The organism is Stenotrophomonas maltophilia group sp. msm1 (genome assembly GCF_032025805.1).
GTDB classification, from domain to species: Bacteria; Pseudomonadota; Gammaproteobacteria; order Xanthomonadales; family Xanthomonadaceae; genus Stenotrophomonas; species Stenotrophomonas hibiscicola.
In genome coordinates this window covers 127,107-145,766 of sequence record NZ_JAVSKH010000006.1, presented here as the reverse complement: position 1 = coordinate 145,766, position 18,660 = coordinate 127,107, and the positions used below count along the sequence as shown (strand labels likewise).

Here is an 18,660-nt window from a genome sequence, read left to right as displayed (position 1 = left end):
CACCCACCGAATCCTTCCTCAAAAGATATCGAACGCGGCGGCGTCGGCCTGCGGCGTATTGAGGTTCAGGTCGTAGTCGGTCAGGCGGTCCATGTCTTCCACCTTCACCCATTCGGTCGCGCCGTTGAGGGTGGCCTGGACCATGCCGCTGGGCGGCTCGTTCTGCGCAATCGGGGTGTCCTTCAGCGCGGTGCGCATGTAGTCGATCCAGATCGGCAGGGCGGCCTTGCCACCGTATTCGCGGTAGCCCAGCGAGCGGAAGTCGTCGCGGCCCACCCATACGGTGGTCACGTACGGGCCACCGAAGCCGGAGAACCAGGCGTCGCGGTGGTCGTTGGTGGAGCCGGTCTTGCCGCCCACGTCCTCGCGGCCGAGCACCTTGGCCTGCACGCCGGTACCGCGCTGGACGACGTCGCGCATCATCGATACCAGCTGGTAGGCGGTGCGGGCGTCGATCGCACGCGGAGCGGTGCGGGCATCGGGGTTGGCCGGCGCGGCCGGGGTTTCGGTCTTGGCTTCGGCCTTGGCCGCAGCGGCCGGGTCCACCTTCGGGGCCGGGGCGCCGAAGTTGAAGCCGTCCACCACCTGGTTCACCGGCTGGTCGCTGCTGCCGGCGCAGTCGCGGCAGGCCAGCGCCGGGTTTTCCTTGAACACCAGGTTGCCGTCGCGGTCATTGACCTGGTCGATCAGCCAGGTGTCCACGCGCGAGCCGCCGTTGGCGAACACAGCGTAGCCACGGGCCACCGACAGCGGGGTCAGCGAGGCGGTACCCAGCGACATCGACAGGTTCGGCGGCAGTTCGGATTCGGCGAAACCAAATTCGCTGATGTACTTGCGCGCGTAGTCCACGCCCATGCCATCGAGCAGACGCACCGAGACCAGGTTGCGTGACTGCACCAGCGCTTCGCGCAGGCGCATCGGGCCGCGGAAGCCGCCGCCGTCGTTCTGCGGGGCCCAGGTCTTGCCGCGGCGGTCGCGGAACACGACCGGGGCGTCGAGCACGATCGAGGCCGGGTTGTAGCCCTTGTCGAAGGCCGCGGCGTAGATGAAGGGCTTGAAGCTCGAACCCGGCTGGCGGCGGGCCTGGGTGGCACGGTTGAACTTGTTGCCGGAGAAGCTGAAACCGCCCACCAGCGCCTTCAGTGCGCCGCTGTGGGCATCCAGCGAGACCAGCGCGGACTGGCCGCGCGGGAGCTGATCCAGCAGCCACTCACCTTCCTTGGCACCGGCACGCACGCGCACGATGTCACCGCGCTGCACCAGCTTGCCCGGGGTCTTGTTGGTCCACTTGGCGGCACCGGCCGGCAGCACGATCTCGCTGCGGTTGGCCAGCACCACGGTGGCGCTGCCATCGGCACCGGTGCTGGCAACGATGGCCGGCAGCAGGCCGGCCTGGCCGTACAGGCCACGCAGGTGCTCGGCCAGGGCGGCGGCGTCTTCACCGGCACCCACCTGCACCTGCTTCTCCACGCCGTGCCAGCCGTGGCGGTGGTCGTAGAGCAGCAGGCCATCACGGACGGCCAGGTTGGCGGCGGTCTGCAGGGTGGAGTCGATGGTGGTGGTGACGTGGTAGCCCTTGTTGACCACATCGCCGCCGAAGCGGGCGATCATCTCCTGGCGCACCAGCTCGGCCACGTAGGGCGCGTCGACCTGCACCGGCGGCTCATGCGCGGTGGCGTGCATCGGCACGGCCTTGGCCGCGTCGGCCTCGGCCTGGCTGACGAACTTCAGGTCGGCCATGCGCTGCAGCACATAGTTGTCACGACGCTGGCGGGCGCGCTCCGGATTGGAGATCGGATTGCCCGAGGACGGGAACTTGGGGATGCCGGCCAGCGAGGCCATCTCGTCCAGGTCCAGCTCGTTCAGCTTCTTGCCGTAGTAGAACTCGGCGGCGGCGGCCACGCCGTAGGCGCGGTTGCCGAAGAAACTCTTGTTCAGGTACAGCTCGAAGATCTCGTCCTTGCTCAGCTCGGACTCGATCTTCCGTGCCAGCAGGATCTCGGCCAGCTTGCGGGTGTAGCTGTACTCGGAACTGAGGAAGAACTGGCGGGCCACCTGCTGGGTGATGGTGGAACCACCGGGCACGCGCTTGTCGTTGGTGGTGGCCAGCAGCCACACCGCACGGCCGATGCCCTTGTAGTCCACGCCGCCATGCTCGTAGAAGCGGGCGTCCTCGGTGGCCAGGAAGGCCTGCTTCAGCTTCTCCGGCACGTCCTTCATGGTGATCGGGGTACGCCGGGTCTCGCCGAACACCGCCATCAGCTTGCCGTCGGCGGCATAGACGTACATCGGCTCCTGCATTTCCACGTCGCGCAGGGTCTGAACGTCGGGAAGCTTGGAGGACACGGCGTAGTACAGACCGCCCACGGCGGCCGCGCCGATCAGCGCCAGGACCAGGACAATCAGGAAGATCCAGCGCAGCCAGCGGCGGAGTCGAGTCATCGGGTTCAGATTCCGATTGCGAATTTCGTGGTCGCAGAGTATAGATTACGCAAGGTGGCGGCTGGGGTCGGCACCGGGGAGCGCAAGGGGAACAGTCAGGGGCTGCATCGTGAATCCGTGAGGAACTTCACAGCAGGGCCGTTGCCATTTGCTAAGAATACGTTATTAATGCTCGGGCGCAGGTCTTGCGTCCAAGTGCCCGTCGGCAGGGGAGAAACCGTGGGGCTCATCCCAAAAAGTCAGTCGCCGCTCGTAGGCGTCGACATCAGTTCGACTGCGGTAAAGCTTTTGCAGCTGTCCCGCAGTGGCAACCGTTTTCGCGTGGAACATTACGCTGTGGAACCTCTTCCGCCGAATGCGGTGGTGGAAAAGAACATCGTGGAAGTGGAGGCCGTGGGTGAGGCCATCCGCCGCGCGATGAACCGCTCGGGGAGCAAGGCCAAGCTGGCCGCTGCCGCCGTTGCCGGTTCGGCGGTGATCACCAAGGTGATCCCGATGCCGGCCGAGCTCGACGAGAACGACATGGAAGCCCAGATCGAGCTGGAAGCGGTCAACTACATTCCGTACCCGATCGAGGAAGTGAACCTGGACTTCGAGGTGATCGGGGCGATCCCGAACAACCCGGAGATGGTCCAGGTGCTGCTGGCCGCGTCGCGTTCGGAGAACGTGGAACTGCGCCAGTCGGCCCTGGAACTGGGTGGCCTGCAGGCCAAGGTGATGGACGTGGAGGCCTTCGCGGTCGAGAACGCCTACGCCCTGGTCGCCAGCGAGCTGCCGGTGTCCATCGAGGGCGTGGTCGCGCTGGTCGATATCGGCGCCACCATGACCACCCTCAACGTTCTGCGCGGCGGCCGCAGCCTGTACAGCCGCGAACAGGTGTTCGGTGGCAAGCAGCTGACCGACGAGATCATGCGCCGTTACGGCCTGAGCTACGAGGAAGCCGGCCTGGCCAAGCGCCAGGGTGGGCTGCCGGAAAGCTACGAGATGGAAGTGCTGGAGCCGTTCAAGGAAGCCACGGTCCAGCAGATCAGCCGCCTGCTGCAGTTCTTCTATGCAGGCAGCGAGTTCAACCGCGTTGACCACATCGTGCTGGCCGGCGGCTGCGCCGTGCTCGGCGGCCTGCCGGAAATGGTCGAGGAACAGCTGGGCGTGCCGACCGTGGTCGCCAACCCGCTGGCGCAGATGACCCTGGGGCCGAAGGTGAACGCACATGCGCTGGCCCAGGATGCCCCCGCGCTGATGATCGCCACCGGTCTGGCGCTGAGGAGCTTCGACTGATGGCACGCATCAATCTATTGCCCTGGCGCGCCGAGCGGCGCAAGCAACGCCAGCGCGAGTTCTACGCAATGCTGGGCATGGCCGCGATCGGTGGCCTGCTGCTGTCGCTGGTGATCTGGTTCTATTACGACCGCCAGGTGAGCGGCCAGATGGACCGCAACGCCTATCTGGAAGCCGAGATCGAAAAGGTCAAGGAACAGAACAAGGAGATCGACCGCCTCGACGCGCAGAAGGAACGCCTGCTGGCCCGCAAGAAGGTCATTGAAGAACTGCAGGCCAAGCGCTCGCAGATGGTGCACCTGTTCGATGCGCTGGTGCGCACGATTCCCGATGGCCTGGTGCTGACCGCGCTGAAGCAGGAAGGCGACGTGCTGACCCTGGAAGGGCGCACCCAGTCCAACGCCCGTGTTTCGGCGTACATGCGCAATCTGGAAACGTCCGGCTGGATGACCAACCCGGAACTGTCGATCATCGAAGCGCGTGACCCCGAGAAGGACAAGGACGGCAAGACCGGCCCGGTTGCGGACATCAAGGCGCTGCCCTATGTGTTCGTGGTCAAGGTGAAGCTGCCGGCACAGAGTGAGGAAGTGGCCGGTACGCCAGGCCTCAACGCCGATGGTTCGGTGGCAACGCCGGCTCCGCCCGCCGTGGCACCGCTTGCCGCCGGCCCGGATGCAGCGGCGCCTGCTGCACCGGCCGCAGGCCAGCCCGCTGCTGCTCCGGCTGCCCCCGCCCCCGCCGCCGCTCCGGTCAACGCACCTGCTGCCACCCCGGCCGCGCCGAACCAGCCGGCAGCCCCGGCTGCCAAGCCTGCGCCGAAGCCCGAGGGCAGCCGCCTGGCGCAGCCGCCGCAGGCCTTCAACGCCCCGCTGCAGGGGGATCGCGCATGAGCCAGAAAATCGATCTGAAGAACCTGGATTTCAACGACATCGGCAACTGGCCGCAGAAGGCCAAGATCGTCTTCTGCTCGCTGTTGGCGCTGGTGATCATGTTCGTTGCGTGGATGCTGCTGATCAGTGGCAAGCGCGAGGAACTGGCCGGCCTGGAATCGAAGGAAGTCGACCTGCGTGCCGAGTTCACCAAGCAGCAGGAACGCGCGGTGAACCTGGCGCCGCTGAAGCAGCAGCTGGCACAGATGGAACAGGTGCTGCAGCAGATGCTGCGGCAGCTGCCCAGCAAGACCGAAATGCCTGACCTGATCATCGACATCTCGCAGACGGCGTTGTCCAGCGGCCTGACCAACGAGCTGTTCGAGCCGGAGCAGGAGCAGGTCAAGGAGTTCTACGCCGAAAAGCCGATCAAGCTGCGCATGGTGGGCAGTTACCACCAGTTCGGTGCTTTCGTCAGTGGCGTGGCGTCGCTGCCGCGCGTGGTCATCCTGACCATGCACGACATCAACCTCAAGCCCAAGGACAAGGCCACCGGCAACGCCCGCAGCGGTGCGCTGGAACTGTCCGGCACGGTCAAGACCTATCGCTATCTGGATGAGACGGAAGTGCAGGCGCAGCAGGCTGTCGCCGATGCCGAAGCGAAAAAGAAGAACGGCAAGGGGGGCAAGAAGTGATGCGCACGTACATCGCACGCAGTGCAGTGGCGTTGGCGGTCCTGTTGCTGGCCGCCTGTGGCCGCGGCGTGACCAGCACGCCGGGTGATGCGCCGAATCTTGAAAAGTGGGTGGAAGGCGAGCGTGCACGACCGGCGCAGCCGCTGGAGCCGCTGCCGGTGATGCAGCAGTTCGAAACCTTCGAATACTCCGCACAGGGTCTGCGCGACCCGTTCACCGATGCCTGGACCAATCCGCAGCAGGGGAATGGCGGATTGCGTCCGGATCCGAACCGGCGCAAGGAGCCGCTGGAAGGCTTCCCGCTGGATGCACTGGACATGGTCGGTACCATCGGCACCGGCGCCGCTACCGTGGCGCTGGTGATGGGGCCGGACAAGGTGACCTACCGGGTACGCCCGGGTGGGTACCTGGGGCAGAGCGACGGGCGGGTCACGGCGGTCTTCGAAGACCACGTGGAGCTGATCGAACTGGTGCCGGATGGCGCGGGCGGCTGGCTGGAACGGCCGGCAACGCTCTCGCTTGAAGATCAATGATCGTTTACTGGGGATAGCACGATGACCTTTCACCAAGCCAAGGGGCTGCGTCCCATCCGGCGCTCTACCTTGAACCGTGTCAGCGCGTTGGGAGTCGCGCTGATGCTGGCCTGCGCTCCGGCGCTGGCCGCCGCACCGGCCGAGAAGCCGGTGGGCGCCACCGTGGCTCCGGCGGCAGCGCCGGCCGGCCTGTCGGTGGCCAAGATCGATTTCAAGCGCGGCGATGATGGCGCCGGGCGCCTGATCGTCCAGTTCGACGGCCAGGGCGCGGTGCCGGATCTGCGTACGCAGGGCAACAGCGTGGTGGTCGATGTCGGTAACGCTCGGCTGCCGGCCAACCTGCAGAAGCCGATGAACGTCACCGACTTTGCCACACCGGTGCAGCGCATCGACGCCAAGCCGTCCGGTGCCGGTACGCAGCTGGTGCTCAGTACCGGTGGCGCGGTGGAGTCGCTGGCCTACCAGAGCGGGAACGAGTACGTGGTGGAGATCAGCCCGCGGCAGGCGCCCGCCGCGGTGGGCGCGGTCACCGCCGGCAGCGTCACCCAGGCCGCCAAGGCGGTGGGGCAGCGTGGCTTCACCGGCAAGCCGGTGACCTTCAACTTCCAGGACGTGCCGGTGCGCACCGTGCTGCAGTTGATCGCCGAGGAATCCAATCTCAACGTGGTGGCCTCCGATTCGGTACAGGGCAATGTGACCTTGCGCCTGGTCAACGTGCCGTGGGACCAGGCGCTGGACATCGTGCTGCGCGCCAAGGGCCTGGACAAGCGTCGCGATGGCAGCGTCATCTGGGTCGCTCCGCAGGCTGAGCTGGCCAAGTTCGAGCAGGAGAAGGAAGACGCGCGCATCGCCATCGAGAACCGCGAAGACCTGGTCACCGATTACGTCCAGATCAACTACCACAGCGCCACGCAGATCTTCAAAGCGCTGACCGAGGCCAAGGGCATCGGCGGCGGTGGTGGTGGCGGCAATGGCGGTGGCGGCGGTTCGTCGCAGGAAGACAGTGGTTTCCTGTCCTCGCGCGGCCGTATCGTGGCCGACGAGCGCACCAACACGCTGATGATCAGCGACATCCCGAAGAAGATCGCGCGCATGCGTGAGCTGATCGGTGTGATCGACCGTCCGGTTGACCAGGTGCTGATCGAAAGCCGTATCGTCATCGCTACCGATACCTTCGCCCGCGAGCTGGGTGCGAAGTTCGGCATCAGCGGCAGCCGCGACAACGTGTACTTCAGCGGCAGCCTGGATGCCAATGCCGAAACCCGCAAGTCGCAGGTCGATACGGCGCAGGCCAACGCCAAGGCGATTCGCGAGTGGCAGGCCGGCGGCAGCGTCGGCCCGGCGCCGATTCCCAGCGGCCCGACCATCAAGCGCGGCCTGAACTGGAACCTGCCGGTGGCCGCAGCCAACAACCCTGGCTCGCTGGCGCTGTCGATCCTCAACGCAGGCTACCTGCTGGACGTGGAGCTGTCGGCCATGCAAGAAGAGTCGCGAGGTGAGGTGATCTCCAACCCGCGCGTGGTTACCACCAACCAGCGCGAGGCGATGATCAAGCAGGGCAAGGAAATCGGCTACGTCACCATCAGCGGCACCGGTGCTGCCGGTGGCGCCGGCTCCACCCCGAACGTGCAGTTCAAGGAAGTGGTGCTGGAACTGCGGGTGACCCCGACCATCACCAACGACAACCGCGTGTTCCTCAACATGCAGGTGAAGAAGGATGAAGTCGACCGCCTGATCGAACTGCAGGGCTACGGCACGGTGCCGTCGATCAACCGCCGCGAGGTCAACACTGCGGTACTGGTCGAGGATGGGCAGACCGTGGTCATCGGTGGCGTGTACGAGTTCACCGACCGCAGCAGCATCAGCAAGGTGCCGTTCCTGGGCGACGTGCCGTTCCTGGGCAACCTGTTCAAGAAGCGCGGCCGCAACAAGGACAAGGCCGAGCTGCTGGTGTTCGTCACGCCGAAGGTGCTGCGCGTGGCCAAGCAGAACTGAGCCCGCGCCACCCGCGCAACGCAGAAGGGCCGCCACGCGCGGCCCTTCTGCGTTTCCACCCGTAGATCCACGCCATGCGTGGATGCGCCGTTCAGCCGTTCTTGATGCCAATCGCAGGGCACCCTGCGATGATGTCGGGAACCCGTGCCGTCCCGCGCCGGTCAAAGGCCCCCATGAACCTGCCACCGCCGATGCCCGAAACCGTCTCGCCGCCGCCCGCGCCGGCCGCCTCCCGCCTGCATGGCGCCTTCACCCAGCTGCGCGATGCCCTGTCGGCCGAGATCGTCGGCCAGGCGGCACTGGTCGAACGCCTGCTGATCGCGCTGCTGGCCGATGGCCACCTGTTGGTGGAAGGCGCTCCGGGCCTGGCCAAGACCACGGCGATCCGTGCGCTGGCCTCGCGCCTGGAGGCGGATTTCGCCCGCGTGCAGTTCACCCCGGACCTGTTGCCGGCCGACCTGACCGGCACCGAGATCTGGCGCCCGCAGGAGGGCCGCTTCGAATTCGTACCCGGCCCGATCTTCCACCCGATCCTGCTGGCCGATGAAATCAACCGCGCGCCGGCCAAGGTGCAGTCGGCGCTGCTGGAAGCGATGGGTGAGCGCCAGGTCACCGTTGGCCGCCACACCTACGCGCTGCCGCCGCTGTTCCTGGTGATGGCCACGCAGAACCCGATCGAGCAGGAAGGCACCTTCCCGCTGCCCGAAGCACAGCTGGACCGGTTCCTGATGCATGTACGCATCGGCTACCCGGACCAGGCCGCCGAATCGGAGATCCTTCGGCTGGCCCGCGACCGCGCCCGTGGCGCGCTGGGCGAAGCCGCACCGGCGGCGGAAAAGCTGCCGATGCAGGATGTGTTCGATGCCCGCCGCGAAGTGCTGGACCTGCACATGGCGCCGGCGCTGGAACGCTACCTGATCGAGCTGGTGCTGGCCTCGCGTGATCCGTCGCGCTATGACGCTGGCCTGGGCCGCCGCATTGCCTGGGGCGCCAGCCCGCGCGGTTCCATCGCGCTGGAACGCTGCGCACGTGCGCGCGCCTGGTTGGCCGGCCGCGACTTCGTCACGCCCGATGACGTGCGAGCGGTTGCCGCCGACGTGCTGCGCCATCGCGTACTGCCCAGCTACGAAGCCACCGCCGAAGGCTGGGACGGCGAACGCCTGGTGCAGGAACTGCTGGCACGCGTGCCGGCACCCTGAGCCTGCGCATGGCCGATCCATCCCTGCACCACGCCTCTTCCGTCAGCGACGGTGACGGGCTGCGCCCGCAGCTGGCCGAACTGGTAGCGCTGCGCCGCCTTGCACAGCGACCGCCGCCGCCACGCCGTGGCCGCGCCGGCAACGCGGGGCAGGCGCCGTCGCCGCTGCGTGGGCGTGGCATGGAGTATGCCGAGTCACGCGAGTACGTGGCCGGTGATGATGCGCGCCATATCGACTGGCGGGTGACCGCACGCACCGGTCGTGCCCACACCAAACTGTTCCAGGCCGAACGCGAGCGGGTCAGCCTGATCGTGGCCGATACCTCGCCGGCCCTGTACTTCGGCACCCGCGTGCGCTTCAAATCGGTGCAGGCCGCACGTGCCGGTGCTGTCGCCGCGTGGTCGGCACAGCGTCGTGGTGATCGCATCGGCGCCCTGCGTGGCAGCGACCGTGAACCACCGATCGCACCGGCAGGTGGCCCGCGCGGCGTGCTGCGCGTGCTGGATGCGCTCACCCGGTGGTATGCGCAGCCACCGGCCGATGACCTTGGCCTGGAGCGCGCGCTGGACCATGCCGGTCGCGTCCTGCGCCCGGGTGCACGCGTGCTGGTGCTGGCCGACCCGCAGCAGGCCATCCGTATTCCGCCTGCGCGCTGGAGTGCGCTGGCCCAGCACCATGACCTCAGCCTGGTGCTGCTGGTCGATCCATTGGAACTGCAGCCTCCATCGGCCGCGCTGCAGTTCCAGACCCTGCAGCAGCGCATCGGCCTGGACCTGCGGCGCAGCGAGGTGCAGGCGCATTGGCAGGCACACTTCGTCGAACCGCTGCAGGAACTGCGGCGTCAGCTCGGCGCACGCCGTGTCGATGTGCAGGTGCTGACCACCGATGCGCCCAGCGATGCCTGGTTGGCACCATCGCCCACCGAGGTGCCGGCATGAGTGCCAACCTGCCGCTGCGCGACGTCCAAGTGCCACCGCCTCCGTCGTGGTGGCCACCGGCACCGGGCTATCTGATGATCGGCGGTGGGGTGCTGCTGTTGCTGGCGGCGATGGCCTTCGTGTGGTGGCAGCGCCGCCGACGCTGCCAACGCTGGTTGCAGCTGTTCGATCAGGAGCTGGCAACCACCGGCGATGCTGCTGCAGAACTGGCGGCGATTGCAGGACTGCTGCGTCGCGCCGCGCGCCAGGCACAGCCCGGCAGTGAATCCCTGCGCGATGATGCCTGGTGGCAGCGCGTGGATCCGGAAGGCACGCTGCCCGCGGCGCGTCGCAGCCTGCTGGCCGAAGGGGCCTATCGCCCACGCGTGGACGCCAACGATGTGGCGGCGCTGCGCAGCTGGGCGCGCGAGCGCTATCTGGCCATGCTGCTGGAGCGGCGCCGATGAACCTGCTGGCAAGTTACTGGCCGTGGCCGGAGCTGCAGCTGGCGTGGCCGCTGGCCCTGCTGGCGCTGCCGTTGCCGTTGCTGATGCGCTGGTGGAAGCGTCGTGCCGATCCCGGCGCTGCGCTGCGCGTGCCCTATGCAGCGACGGAACTGGAAGCGCTGGCCGGTGGCGGCCGCGTTGATGTGTCGTGGCTGCGCACGCTGCTGTTGTGGCTGGGCTGGTGCGCGCTGTGCGTCGCACTGGCACGCCCGCAACAGCTGGGCGAAGCAATCACCCCGCCGCAGCAGGGCCGGCAGATGATGCTGGCGATGGACGTGTCCGGCAGCATGGGCGAGGGCGACATGGTGCTGGGTGGACAGGCGGTGGATCGCCTGACCGCAGCCAAGGCCGTGTTGGCCGATTTCCTGGATCGTCGTGCCGGTGATCGCATCGGCCTGCTGATCTTCGGCGACCGCGCCTACACGCTTACGCCGCTGACGGCCGATCTGGCCAGCGTGCGCGACCAGCTGCGCGACAGCGTGGTTGGCCTGGCGGGTCGCGAGACGGCGATCGGTGATGCCATCGGCCTGGCGGTGAAGCGCCTGCGCAGCCAACCCGAAGGCCAGCGCGTATTGATCCTGCTGACCGACGGCGTCAGCAACGCCGGCGTGCTGGAACCGCTGCGCGCGGCGGAGGTGGCCCGCGCCGAGGGCGTGCGCATCCACACCGTCGCATTTGGTGGCGATGGCAGCATGCGCCTGTTCGGCATTCCCATTTCCGCCGATCAGGACCCGGTCGACGAGGCCACGTTGAAGAAGATTGCCAGCATGACCGGTGGCCAGTTCTTCCGCGCGCGTGACACCGCGCAGCTGGCCGGGATCTACGCTGAACTGGACCGGCTGGAGCCGATCGCCGCGAAGGGGCCGAGCCTGCGCCCGCGCGAAGAACGTTATGCCTGGCCATTGGGGGTGGCGTTGCTGCTGGGCGTGCTGGCGTGGCTGTGGCCGGAGCGTCGCCGATGATCGCGCTTGCTTCGAATCTTCCCGATTGGAATGCGCTGCACTTCCTGCGCCCGGAATGGCTGTGGGCCTTGCTGGCTTTGCCGGTCATTCTTGCACTGGCGCTGTACCGGCAGCGGCGCAGCGATGTGTGGCGAACAGCGGTGGATGCCCACCTGTTGCCGCATCTGCTGGCCGCGGGCACGCGCCGCCGCGTACGCCTGCCCTGGGCCGTCCTGCTGGGCTGGACGCTGGCCTCGCTGGCCATGGCCGGGCCAAGCTGGCGCCAGCAGGCACAGCCGATGTTCCAGGCCAGCGCGCCGCTGCTGGTGGTGCTGGATCTATCCAGCCGGATCAATGCCACCGACCTGCCGCCGTCGCGCCTGCTGCAGGCGCGGGCGAAAGTGGGTGAGCTGCTGCGTGCCCGCCAGGGCGGACAGGTGGGCCTGGTGGTCTACGCCGAGGACGCCTACACCGTGGCGCCGCTGACCGACGACGGCAGCAATGTGGCGCTGTATCTGGACGCGTTGTCGCCGGATGTGATGCCACGTGACGGCCAGCGTGCCGACCGCGGCATCGACTGGGCAACGCGGTTGATGCGCCAGATCGGGGCGCTGCGGGGGCAGATCCTGCTGGTCAGCGATCACGCCGATGATGAAGCGGCACTGGCCGCAGCGCAGGCGCGCAGCTTGGGCCTGCAGGTGTCGGTACTGGGCCTGGGCACCCCCGCCGGGGCGGCGTACCGGGATGGCAGTGGGCAGATCCGCCAGGCTGCGCTGGATGAAGGCAGCCTGCGTGCCGTGGCCACCGCGGGCGGTGGCCGCTATGCCCGCATCGCCGCCGATGCCAGTGATCTGCGCGCACTGGGCGTACTGGATGCACGCGAAGGCGCTGCAGCGCAGCGGCCGGGCGAGGGCAAGCAATGGCGTGATGAAGGGTTCTGGCTGCTGCCACCGGTGATGCTGCTGGCGTTGCTGGCCTTCCGCCGCCGCGCGCTGCTGGCGGCAGTGCTGGCGGTGGGCCTGCTGCCATGGATGAGCGACGTGCAGGCGCAGGCGCCTGCCGCGCCCGCCGCACCGCCAGCGCAGGGCACGCTGTGGAAGCGCGCCGACCAGGTGCAGCACCAGCGCTTGGCCGAAGGTGCGCAGGCGTACCGCAATGGCGATTTCGCCGGTGCCCGCAAGCAGTTCGAGGGCATCGACAGCGATGCGGGCTGGTACAACCTGGCCAATGCACTGGCCCGCCAGGGCCACTACGACGAAGCCATTGCCGCCTACGACCGCGCGCTGGCACTGCATCCCGGCATGGCCGATGCGGTCGCCAACCGTGCCGTGGTCGATGCCGCGCGCAAGCGCAAGCAGTCCGGTGGCAAAGGCCAGGATCAGCAGAAACCACCGCAGAACGGGCAGCAGAAGCCACCGCAGAACGGCCAGGGGCAGCAGAATCCGCAGGGCCAGAAGCCGCAGCAGGGCCAGCAGGATCCTGGCCAAGGCCAGCCGCAGTCGGGCCAGCAGGGGCAGCCCAAGCCCGGTGACGACAAGAACCCGTCGAGCCCGCAGCCCGGCGAGCGCGGGCGCGATGGACAGCAGGCGCCACCACAGGTGGAGGATGCCAAGGCACAGGCCCGGGCCGATGAGCAGCAGCGCCAGCGCATGCAGCAGGCAATGCAGCAGGCACGTGAGGGCAAGGGCGAGCAGGATGGCAAGCCCGTGCCAGGCAGCGACGGCACCACCCCGCGCCAACGCGAGGAGCAACAGGCGGTGGAGGCGTGGATGCGGCGCGTACCGGATGATCCGGGCGCATTGCTGCGGGCCAAGTTCCAGCTGGAAAACCAACGCAGGAAGAGGGAAGGGCGATGACGCGGGCGATCAACATGCACAGGCACTGGCCCCGACAGGTACTGGCGGCGTTGCTGCTGTGGCTGCCGCTGCTGGCCTGGGCGCAGCCGCGCGCGTGGCTGGACCGCGACCGCATCGCGTTGGGTGACACGGTCATGCTCAATGTCGAGAGCGACCAGGGCGCGCCGGACTTCACGCCGTTGCGTACCGACTTCGATCTCAGCGGGCAGACCAGCAGCCGTCAGGTGGAGTGGCGCAATGGCAGCATGCAGCAGCGCACTCTGTATGGCGTGGCACTCACGCCGCGGCGTAGCGGCGCGCTGGTGGTGCCGGGCCTGCAGGTGGGCAGCGTACGTACCGCGCCGCTGACCCTTCAAGTGGATGCCGCTGCCGTGGCCGGCCCCGACAGCAACGCGGTGGCCTTCATCGAAACCGTTGTCGATGACGAGACGCCGTACGTGCAGCAGAGCGTGGGCGTGGTGGTGCGGCTGTATTTCGCCTCGCAGCTGGCGTCCGGCGAACTGGTGCTGGATACCCCGGCAGGCGCGTCGTTGCAGCGGGTGGGCGATGACCGCACCGATGTGCGGCAGGTCAATGGCCGTCGCTACAACGTGGTCGAGCGGCGCTTCCTGCTTGTTCCCGAGCGCAGCGGTGCACTCCGGCTGGCCGGTGCGCGCTTCAGTGGGCGCAGTGCCGGTGGCTTCTTCGACGATTTCTTCGGCGGCGGCGACGGGCGCATGAATGCCACCGGCGCCGACCGCACGTTGCAGGTACAGGCACAGCCGGCGCAGGCGCCGCAGCCATGGTTGCCGCTGCAGGGCCTGCAGCTGCGCTACACCAGTGCACCGGCCCGCGCCCATGCCGGTGAGGCGGCCAACGTGGTGGTCGAGGCGATTGCCGAAGGTGCCACCCGCGCGCAGTTCACCGACCTGCCGGTGCCCGATGTCGGCAACGCCGCACAGGTGTTCGCCGAACCCGCACAGTACGAAGAGAGCTTCAACGGCAGCACGCCGCGCCTGAAGATCACCCGCCGCTATTCGATCGTGCCGCGCCAGCCGGGTTCGCTGGTGGTGCCGGGGCCGCGCCTGCCGTGGTGGGATGTTCGTGCGGGCAAGCCACAGGAAGCGAAGCTGCCGGACCTGACACTCGCCGTCGCAGCCGGTAATGGCGGTGGCAGTGCTTCACCTGCGCCGCTGCCGCCGATCGACACCGATGCTGCGCTGCCGGGGGGCGATGGCCAGGACAGCCGTATCGCGGCCACCGATCCGCGCGCCAGCGGCCTGGCCGAGCGTCCGTGGCCATGGATGGGCGCCGCTATCGGCCTGGCGCTGCTGTGGCTGCTGACGCTGTTGTGGGGCTGGCAGCGTGGCCGTCGCCCGCGCGTGGCGGCGCCTGTGGCGAGCAAGGGCGCCGTGCCGGCTGTGGCGGCGGGGCGTGCCGGCGTGGCCGAACTGCGCCGCGCCTTGGATGGCGAAGGGTTCGACCAGGTGGAAGCACACCTGTGTGCGATGGCCGGCGTTGACCGCATCGAGCAGGTCATCGCGCGGCTCGATGACCCGGCCCAGCGGCAGGTGCTGCAGGATCTGCAGCAGGCCCGTTGGGGCGGGCAGGGTGATCTGGCGCCCTTGCGTACGCGCCTGCGCGAGGTCTTCCGTGACGGACCGCACTGGTCGAGCGTTGTCGACACCGCCAACACTGGGCTGCCGCCGCTGTACCCGCCGCGGCGAACCTGAACCGGCGCCGCTTGCGCGCTTTGTTAGAGTGCATTCATTTTTCGAGGAAACCCGCGCATGACAGCAGCTGCTGCCGACAAGAAGAAGTTGCCCCTGCATTGGAAGATGGGCATCGGCTTTGCGATCGGCCTGGTCCTGGGATTGATCGTGCACGCCCTGGGCGGCAGCGTCGAAGGTCTGCAGGCCGGTGCCAAGTGGGTAATGGACTACGTCACCACCCCGGCGTCGGGCCTGTTCCTCAACCTGATCTTCATGCTGATCGTGCCGCTGATCTTCTCGGCGCTGATCATGGGCGTGTCGGAGATGGGCGACATCCGCGCCCTTGGCCGCATCGGCTGGAAGACCCTGGCCTATACCGTGCTGTTGTCCGGCATTGCCGTGGGCATCGGCCTGGTGCTGGTCAACCTGCTCAAGCCAGGCGCCGGCGTCGATCCGCAGGTCGCCGCCATGATGCTTTCGGAGAACGCCGAGCGCAGCAAGGAAATCGTTGCGGGCATCCATGGCACGCCGAAGGGCATGGACATGCTGTTGTCGATCGTGCCGAGCAACGTGCTGCAGGCCGCGTCCGACAACGGCGCGATCCTGTCGCTGATGTTCTTCGCGCTGATGTTCGGCATCGGCATGGTGTTGACCGACAACGAGAAGGTCGCACCGCTGCGCCGCGCCATCGAAGGCGTGTTCGAAATCTCGATGACCCTGATCAACCTGGTCATCCGCCTGGCCCCGTATGCGGTGGCTTGCTTCATGTTCAACCTGGCCGCGCTGTTCGGCTTCGAACTGATCATCCGCCTGGGCGCCTACGTGGGCGTGGTGGTGCTGGCGCTGGGCCTGCACATGATCGTGACCTACGGCACCGCCGTGTGGCTGTCCGGCCGCTCGCCGCTGTCGTTCTTCCGCGATACCCAGGAAGCGACGGTGATGGCGTTCTCCACCGCCTCCAGCAACGCCACCCTGCCGACCGCGCTGCGCGTGGCCGACCAGATGGGCCTGCCGCAGCGCGTGTCGCGCTTCGTGCTGACCGTGGGCGCCACCGCCAACCAGAACGGCACTGCGCTGTTCGAGGGCGTGACGGTGATCTTCCTGGCCCAGTTCTTTGGCGTGGACCTGAGCATCGGCCAGCAGATCATGGTGATGGCGGTCTGTATCCTCGGTGGCATCGGCACGGCCGGCGTGCCCTCGGGCTCGCTGCCGGTGGTGGCGATGATCTGCGCGATGGTGGGCGTGAACCCGCTGGGCATCGGCCTGATCCTGGGCGTGAACCACTTCCTGGACATGTGCCGTACCGCCCTGAACGTGACCGGCGACCTGGCCCTGACCACCCTGGTGGCCAAGGGCGAGTCCCACGACGGCCCGGCGCTGACGCCCCACCAGGACTGAGTCCAAGGCCACTGCTGGCGACCTGATCGGGGTCGGATTCCTTTCCGCAGGGAAAGGTATCCGACCCCTCTTCACATGCGGAATCCAGCGGAGATCACGACGCTGCCGGCCAGCGGCCGGCACGACCGGACAAGGTGAACCGACCCCCCGCCCGGCGACTATGGGACAATAGGCCGCCCGCACGTCCGCGGCCGCCTCCCGATTCCGACAGAACCATGACGCAGCCTACCCGTCGCCAGTTGGCCAACGCCATCCGCTTCCTTGCCGCCGATGCGGTTGAAACCGCAAAGTCCGGCCACCCCGGCATGCCCATGGGCATGGCCGACATCGCCGAAGTCCTCTGGAACGACTACCTCCGCCATAACCCGAGCAACCCGCACTGGTTCAACCGCGACCGTTTCGTGCTGTCCAACGGCCATGGTTCGATGCTGCAGTACGCGCTGCTGCACCTGAGCGGTTACGACCTGCCGATCGAGCAGCTCAAGCTGTTCCGCCAGCTGGGCAGCCACACCGCCGGCCACCCTGAGCGCCATGAGACCCCGGGCGTGGAAACCACCACCGGCCCGCTGGGCCAGGGTTTCGCCAACGCCGTGGGCTTCGCCCTGGCCGAGAAGCTGCTGGCACAGCGCTTCAACCGCCCGGAGCTGGAAGTGGTCGACCACCGCACCTGGGTGTTCATGGGCGATGGCTGCCTGATGGAAGGCGTATCGCATGAAGCGGCGTCGCTGGCCGGTACCTGGGGCCTGCACAAGCTGGTGTGCTTCTGGGACAACAACCACATCTCCATCGACGGCAACGTCGAGGGCTGGTTCACCGACAACACCCCGGAGCGTTTCGAAGCCTATGGCTGGAACGTGGTCCGTGACGTCGATGGCCACGACCCGGAAAGCATCAAGGCCGGCATCGAGGCCGCGCTGTCGCAGAGCGACAAGCCGACCCTGATCTGCTGCCGCACCACCATTGGTTTTGGTTCGCCGAACAAGGCGGGCAAGGAATCCAGCCACGGCGCACCGCTGGGCAAGGACGAACTGGAAGCCACCCGCAAGCAGCTGGGCTGGGAGTACGGTCCGTTCGAGATCCCGCAGGCGATCTACGACGGCTGGCGCGCCAATGGCGCCGGTACCCTGCGCCAGGCCGAGTGGGAACAGCTGTTCGACAAGTACGCCAGCCAGTACCCGGGCGAGGCCGCCGAACTGACCCGTCGTTCGCACGGCGAACTGCCGGCCGACTTCGTTGCCAAGGCCGATGCCTACATCGCCCAGGTGGCGGCTGAAGGCCCGACGATCGCCTCGCGCAAGGCCTCGCAGCTGGCCATTGAAGCCTATGCCCCGCTGCTGCCGGAAATCGTCGGCGGCTCGGCCGACCTGGCGCACTCCAACCTGACCCTGTGGAAGGGCAGCAAGTCCGTTGCCAGCGACGACGCCAACGCCAACTACGTGTACTACGGCGTGCGCGAGTTCGGCATGACCGCCATTGCCAACGGCCTGGCCCTGCACGGTGGCTTCATTCCGTTCGACGCCACCTTCCTGGTGTTCAGCGACTACGCCCGCAACGGCGTGCGCATGAGCGCGCTGATCCCGGCCCACGCCATCCACGTCTATACCCACGATTCGATCGGCCTGGGCGAAGACGGCCCGACCCACCAGCCGGTGGAGCACCTGGCTTCGCTGCGCTACATCCCGAACAACGACGTGTGGCGTCCGTGCGATGCGGTCGAGTCGGCGGTGAGCTGGAAGGCCGCGATCACCCGCCAGGACGGCCCGAGCTGCCTGGTGTTCAGCCGCCAGAACCTGCCGCACCAGCCGCGCAGCGCCGAGCAGATTGCCCAGATCGAGCGCGGCGGTTATGTGCTGGCCGATGCTGCCGGTACCCCGGACGTGATCCTGATCGCCACGGGCTCGGAAGTCTCGCTGGCCACCGAAGCCAAGGCCCAGCTGGACGCGGCCGGTATCAAGACCCGCGTGGTCTCGATGCCGTCCACCGACGTGTTCCTGCGCCAGGATGCGGCCTACCGTGAATCGGTGCTGCCAAATGCCGTGCGCAAGCGCGTGGCCGTGGAAGCCGGCGTCACCGGTTTCTGGCGCCAGTTCGTCGGCCTGGACGGTGCTGTGGTCGGTATCGACACCTTCGGTGCCTCGGCGCCGGCCGATCAGCTGTACAAGCACTTCGGCATCACCACCGCCCACGTGGTGGAAGCGGCCAAGTCGCTGTAAGCAGCATCGCAGCGTGATGCAGGAAAGGCCGGCGCACGCCGGCCTTTTCTTTGCCGCAGGAAAAAGGGGACGGAGGGGATTAAGTCGCTTGTGCACAAACGACTTAATCCCCTCCGTCCCCTTTTCC

General features: G+C 67.6%; 14 protein-coding genes. 13 read left to right on the top strand and 1 reads right to left on the bottom strand.

What is annotated here, in order from left to right; all coding sequences use genetic code 11:
• Positions 1-18: 18 nt before the first annotated feature.
• A complete protein-coding gene (locus tag ROV95_RS20945; RefSeq protein ID WP_312546253.1) occupies positions 19-2,442 on the bottom strand; it encodes a penicillin-binding protein 1A in 2,424 nt (807 codons plus the stop codon).
• Positions 2,443-2,661: 219 nt separating this feature from the next.
• Between ROV95_RS20945 and ROV95_RS20940 the strand changes: the two genes are divergently transcribed.
• From ROV95_RS20940 to tkt, 13 genes are all read left to right on the top strand, one after another.
• The gene (locus tag ROV95_RS20940) at positions 2,662-3,720 is read left to right on the top strand and encodes a pilus assembly protein PilM (protein WP_010484061.1); all 1,059 of its coding nucleotides are present in this window, start codon (positions 2,662-2,664) and stop codon (positions 3,718-3,720) included.
• The gene (locus tag ROV95_RS20935) at positions 3,720-4,610 is read left to right on the top strand and encodes a PilN domain-containing protein (protein ID WP_180877605.1); all 891 of its coding nucleotides are present in this window, start codon (positions 3,720-3,722) and stop codon (positions 4,608-4,610) included. The genes ROV95_RS20940 and ROV95_RS20935 overlap by 1 nt, the downstream gene beginning before the upstream one ends.
• Positions 4,607-5,284, top strand: coding sequence for a type 4a pilus biogenesis protein PilO (gene pilO / locus ROV95_RS20930; protein ID WP_312546252.1), 678 nt, complete (start codon positions 4,607-4,609; stop codon positions 5,282-5,284). The genes ROV95_RS20935 and pilO overlap by 4 nt, the downstream gene beginning before the upstream one ends.
• Positions 5,284-5,817, top strand: coding sequence for a pilus assembly protein PilP (locus tag ROV95_RS20925; RefSeq protein ID WP_019659994.1), 534 nt, complete (start codon positions 5,284-5,286; stop codon positions 5,815-5,817). Before pilO ends, ROV95_RS20925 begins: the two co-directional genes overlap by 1 nt.
• A gap of 21 nt (positions 5,818-5,838) precedes the next feature.
• A complete protein-coding gene (locus tag ROV95_RS20920) occupies positions 5,839-7,812 on the top strand; it encodes a type IV pilus secretin PilQ family protein (RefSeq protein WP_111098865.1) in 1,974 nt (657 codons plus the stop codon).
• 173 nt (positions 7,813-7,985) lie between these two features.
• Positions 7,986-9,011 carry a MoxR family ATPase gene (locus ROV95_RS20915; protein WP_021203694.1) on the top strand — a complete coding sequence of 342 codons (1,026 nt, stop codon included), beginning with the start codon at positions 7,986-7,988 and terminating at the stop codon, positions 9,009-9,011.
• A gap of 8 nt (positions 9,012-9,019) precedes the next feature.
• On the top strand, positions 9,020-9,949 hold the full coding sequence (locus ROV95_RS20910; RefSeq protein ID WP_312546250.1) for a DUF58 domain-containing protein: 930 nt from the start codon (positions 9,020-9,022) through the stop codon (positions 9,947-9,949).
• A complete protein-coding gene (locus ROV95_RS20905; RefSeq protein WP_233653793.1) occupies positions 9,946-10,395 on the top strand; it encodes a DUF4381 family protein in 450 nt (149 codons plus the stop codon). Before ROV95_RS20910 ends, ROV95_RS20905 begins: the two co-directional genes overlap by 4 nt.
• The gene (locus tag ROV95_RS20900; RefSeq protein WP_111103976.1) at positions 10,392-11,396 is read left to right on the top strand and encodes a VWA domain-containing protein; all 1,005 of its coding nucleotides are present in this window, start codon (positions 10,392-10,394) and stop codon (positions 11,394-11,396) included. The genes ROV95_RS20905 and ROV95_RS20900 overlap by 4 nt, the downstream gene beginning before the upstream one ends.
• Positions 11,393-13,231, top strand: coding sequence for a VWA domain-containing protein (locus tag ROV95_RS20895; protein ID WP_312546249.1), 1,839 nt, complete (start codon positions 11,393-11,395; stop codon positions 13,229-13,231). The genes ROV95_RS20900 and ROV95_RS20895 overlap by 4 nt, the downstream gene beginning before the upstream one ends.
• On the top strand, positions 13,228-14,943 hold the full coding sequence (locus ROV95_RS20890) for a BatD family protein (protein ID WP_312546247.1): 1,716 nt from the start codon (positions 13,228-13,230) through the stop codon (positions 14,941-14,943). The genes ROV95_RS20895 and ROV95_RS20890 overlap by 4 nt, the downstream gene beginning before the upstream one ends.
• A 57-nt stretch (positions 14,944-15,000) precedes the next feature.
• Positions 15,001-16,320 carry a dicarboxylate/amino acid:cation symporter gene (locus ROV95_RS20885; protein WP_312546246.1) on the top strand — a complete coding sequence of 440 codons (1,320 nt, stop codon included), beginning with the start codon at positions 15,001-15,003 and terminating at the stop codon, positions 16,318-16,320.
• Positions 16,321-16,535: 215 nt separating this feature from the next.
• Positions 16,536-18,533, top strand: a complete 1,998-nt coding sequence (gene tkt, locus ROV95_RS20880) for a transketolase (RefSeq protein WP_058980496.1) — start codon at positions 16,536-16,538, stop codon at positions 18,531-18,533.
• Positions 18,534-18,660: the final 127 nt, after the last annotated feature.

Excerpts from the sequence above, each read along its gene's own strand:
- ROV95_RS20945 (WP_312546253.1), bottom strand. The coding sequence starts at position 2,442 with ATGACTCGACTCCGCCGCTGGCTGCGCTGGATCTTCCTGATTGTCCTG.
- ROV95_RS20935 (WP_180877605.1), top strand. The coding sequence starts at position 3,720 with ATGGCACGCATCAATCTATTGCCCTGGCGCGCCGAGCGGCGCAAGCAA.
- pilO (WP_312546252.1), top strand. The coding sequence starts at position 4,607 with ATGAGCCAGAAAATCGATCTGAAGAACCTGGATTTCAACGACATCGGC.
- ROV95_RS20925 (WP_019659994.1), top strand. The coding sequence starts at position 5,284 with ATGCGCACGTACATCGCACGCAGTGCAGTGGCGTTGGCGGTCCTGTTG.
- ROV95_RS20920 (WP_111098865.1), top strand. The coding sequence starts at position 5,839 with ATGACCTTTCACCAAGCCAAGGGGCTGCGTCCCATCCGGCGCTCTACC.
- ROV95_RS20915 (WP_021203694.1), top strand. The coding sequence starts at position 7,986 with ATGAACCTGCCACCGCCGATGCCCGAAACCGTCTCGCCGCCGCCCGCG.
- ROV95_RS20910 (WP_312546250.1), top strand. The coding sequence starts at position 9,020 with ATGGCCGATCCATCCCTGCACCACGCCTCTTCCGTCAGCGACGGTGAC.
- ROV95_RS20905 (WP_233653793.1), top strand. The coding sequence starts at position 9,946 with ATGAGTGCCAACCTGCCGCTGCGCGACGTCCAAGTGCCACCGCCTCCG.
- ROV95_RS20900 (WP_111103976.1), top strand. The coding sequence starts at position 10,392 with ATGAACCTGCTGGCAAGTTACTGGCCGTGGCCGGAGCTGCAGCTGGCG.
- ROV95_RS20895 (WP_312546249.1), top strand. The coding sequence starts at position 11,393 with ATGATCGCGCTTGCTTCGAATCTTCCCGATTGGAATGCGCTGCACTTC.
- ROV95_RS20890 (WP_312546247.1), top strand. The coding sequence starts at position 13,228 with ATGACGCGGGCGATCAACATGCACAGGCACTGGCCCCGACAGGTACTG.
- ROV95_RS20885 (WP_312546246.1), top strand. The coding sequence starts at position 15,001 with ATGACAGCAGCTGCTGCCGACAAGAAGAAGTTGCCCCTGCATTGGAAG.
- tkt (WP_058980496.1), top strand. The coding sequence starts at position 16,536 with ATGACGCAGCCTACCCGTCGCCAGTTGGCCAACGCCATCCGCTTCCTT.